The organism is Cellulomonas sp. PS-H5 (assembly GCF_019265565.1).
Taxonomy (GTDB): domain Bacteria; phylum Actinomycetota; class Actinomycetes; order Actinomycetales; family Cellulomonadaceae; genus Cellulomonas.
Genome location: NZ_JAHVCI010000118.1, coordinates 1 through 3403, shown reverse-complemented (window position 1 = coordinate 3403; position 3403 = coordinate 1). Strand labels below are relative to the sequence as shown.

The window sequence follows — 3403 nt, the reverse complement described above, 5'->3', positions numbered from 1 at the left end:
CGCGGGCGCAGGAGCGGGGGCCGGCGCAGGGGTCGGCGCGGGAGCGGGCGCTGGGTCGTCGGCGCGGACCGGCGGCCGGGCGCCGACGCCGCCGCCCTGGCGGGTGCGGCCCGCGGGCGGGCGCGGCGCCGAGACACCCGAGGGCGCGCTGGCAGGGGCGCTGCTCGGGGCTGTGCAGCCCGCGCTGTTCTGACGCCGGTCCGCGGCCCGGCCACAGGCGGACCGAGGTCGCGACGAGTCGCTCCACCGGCGGCCGACCTCCGGTGGGCCAGGGCCGCGACGAGCCGGCAGGCCGGCGCCCCCGGCCATGGGCGGGGCCGGGGTCGCGACGAGCGCCCGGGAGGACGGCGCCGCGCCCCGCGAGGGAGTATCCCCGCGACGGCGCCGGGCCGGTCGGCAGTAGACTCGCCGGGCTGCTCGGACGGGCAGCACCCCGACACCGGAGAGGACTCCTCGTGCTGCGCACCCACACCGCCGGCTCGCTGCGGGCCGAGCACATCGGCACCACCGTCACCCTGACCGGGTGGGTGGATCGCCGGCGCGATCACGGTGGGGTCGCCTTCGTGGACCTCCGGGACGCCTCGGGCATCGCCCAGGTCGTCATCCGGGACGAGGCCGTCGCGCACGGCCTGCGCGCCGAGTACGTGCTCCAGGTGACCGGCACCGTCGGCCGCCGCCCCGAGGGCAACGAGAACGCGCACCTGGCGACGGGCGAGGTCGAGGTCACGGCCGACGAGGTCGTGGTGCTCAACGAGTCCGCGCCGCTGCCGTTCCAGGTGTCCTCGTCGCTCGACGAGCCGGTCGGCGAGGAGGCGCGCCTGCGCCACCGCTACCTCGACCTGCGCCGCCCCGAGCCCGCGAAGGCCATCCGGCTGCGCGCCAAGGCCAACCAGGCCGCGCGCCGCGTGCTCGACGCCCAGGACTTCGTCGAGATCGAGACCCCGACGCTGACCCGGTCGACCCCCGAGGGCGCCCGCGACTTCGTCGTGCCGGCCCGCCTCGCGCCGGGCTCCTGGTACGCCCTGCCGCAGTCGCCGCAGCTGTTCAAGCAGCTGCTCATGGTCGGCGGCATGGAGCGGTACTACCAGATCGCCCGCTGCTACCGGGACGAGGACTTCCGCGCCGACCGGCAGCCGGAGTTCACCCAGCTCGACGTCGAGATGTCGTTCGTCGACCAGGAGGACGTCATCGCGCTCGGCGAGCAGATCCTCGTCGCGCTCTGGGGCCTCATCGACTACGAGATCCCGACCCCGATCGCCCGCATGACCTACGCCGAGGCCATGGCGAAGTACGGCACCGACAAGCCGGACCTGCGGTTCGGCCTGGAGCTGGTCGAGCTCACCGGGTACTTCGCCGAGACGCCGTTCCGGGTGTTCCAGGCGCCCTACGTCGGTGCGGTCGTCCAGCCCGGCGGCGCCTCGACGCCCCGCCGCGGCTTCGACGCCTGGCAGGAGTGGGCCAAGCAGCGCGGGGCCAAGGGCCTCGCGTACGTCACGGTCGGCGAGGACGGCACGCTGGGCGGCCCGGTCGCCAAGAACATCACCGACGCCGAGCGCGAGGGCCTCGCGGCCGCCGTCGGCGCCCAGCCGGGTGACGCGGTGTTCTTCGCCGCCGGCAAGCCCGCCGAGGCGCGCGCGCTGCTCGGGGCGGCCCGCCTCGAGATCGGCCGCCGTGCCGAGCTGCTCGACGAGTCGGCCTGGTCGTTCGTGTGGGTCGTCGACGCGCCGCTGTTCAAGCCCACGGGCGAGGACGACGACGTCGCCGTCGGCGAGGGCGCGTGGACCGCGGTCCACCACGCCTTCACGTCGCCGACGCCGGAGTGGGTCGACCGGTTCGAGGAGGACCCGGGCGAGGCCCTGGCCTACGCCTACGACATCGTCTGCAACGGCAACGAGATCGGCGGTGGCTCGATCCGTATCCACCGCAAGGACGTCCAGGAGCGCGTGTTCGCGGTCATGGGCATCGGCGAGGAGGAGGCCCAGGAGAAGTTCGGCTTCCTGCTCGACGCGTTCCAGTTCGGCGCCCCGCCGCACGGCGGCATCGCGTTCGGCTGGGACCGGATCGTGGCGCTGCTGACCGGCTCGGAGTCGATCCGCGACGTCATCGCGTTCCCGAAGTCGGGCGGGGGCTACGACCCGCTGACCGGCGCGCCGGCCCCGATCACCGCGCAGCAGCGCAAGGAGGCGGGCGTCGACGCCAAGCCGAAGGCGTCCGACCTCGCGCCCCAGGGCACGCCCGCCGAGACCCCGGTCGCGGACGCCTCGGCGGCCGCGCAGCAGTGACGCGCGTCGGCGACCCGGCCGACGGCACCCCGCAGCACCCCGACGGCCCCGGCGCGCGCACCGCGCCGGGGCCGTCGGCCGGTGGGCCCGCCCTGCCCGCGCGGTGGGCGCAGGACCCGTTCCTGCTGGACGAGCGCCGCGGCTGGCACCCCGCCGAGGTGCACGCCGACGGCGACGCGATGCTGCTCGTGCGGCGCGCCGTCGCGGATGCGGGAGAGCCGGGTCACGGCCCCGGGGCGACGATGCTGCTGGCCGTGGGCCCCGCCGAGCCCGTCGCGGCGCTCCTGCGCGCCCACGCCCGCCCGGGGCACCGGTTCGCCTGGGTGGACACCGAGGCGTTCGGCCTGCTGCACGCCGCCGAGGTGGCCGCGCTCGGCCTCACCCCGAACCGGACCGGCTGGGAGTGGCTCGTCACGGACGAGGCCCCGGCGCCCGTCGCCGCCGAGTCCCGGCTGCGCGAGCTCGACCCGCGCGCCGACGCCGCTGCCATCCGCGCGTGCCTCGCGGACGCCAACCCCACGACCGACGCCGATCCCACGGGCCCCGGGGAGCGCTGGTGGGGCGCGCTCGACGGGTCCGGGCGGCTCGGCGGCGTCATCGGCGCCGGACCCCGGGCCGGCCGGCCCGGCGGGCGAGGGTCGGCGCACCTGCACGGGCTCGGCGTCCGGCCGGGGGAGCGGGGCCAGGGGCTCGGGGCGGCGCTGACGGCCGGCGCGGTGCGGGCGCTGCTCGCCGACGGCGCGGACTGGGTGTCGCTGGGCATGTGGGACGACAACCACGGTGCCCGGCGGATCTACCACCGCCTCGGCCTGCGCACGGTGCACCGCCTGACGACCCTGCGCGCCCGCGGCGCCTGACCCTCACCGGCCCACCGCCCCACGCCACCCCGCCGCCCTACCGCGCTGGGCGCACCGCGCCAGCCGCGCCCGCGCGCCCCGGCTCTCGCCGAGCGTGCAACCGACACGTCGAGCGAGTAGTCGCTGCATACTCGCTCGACGTGTCGGCTACCTCCTCGCTGTGCGCGGCGCGGGGGCGGGCAGCGGTCGGGCGCGGGCGCGGGGGCAGCGAGCGCGGGCCGGCTCGGGTGCCGCGCTCGGCGCGGCCCGTCGCGGCGCGGGCCC

General features: G+C 77.5%; 2 protein-coding genes and 1 pseudogene. All 3 read left to right on the top strand.

Annotated features, from left to right (window positions below):
* A pseudogene (locus J5O08_RS20425) lies at positions 1-193 on the top strand (hypothetical protein); the annotation flags it as partial.
* A gap of 262 nt (positions 194-455) precedes the next feature.
* Entirely contained in the window at positions 456-2282 is a 1827-nt protein-coding gene (aspS, locus tag J5O08_RS20420; protein ID WP_218708738.1) for an aspartate--tRNA ligase, read from the top strand.
* Entirely contained in the window at positions 2279-3139 is an 861-nt protein-coding gene (locus J5O08_RS20415) for a GNAT family N-acetyltransferase (protein WP_218708736.1), read from the top strand. The genes aspS and J5O08_RS20415 overlap by 4 nt, the downstream gene beginning before the upstream one ends.
* Positions 3140-3403 lie beyond the last annotated feature (264 nt).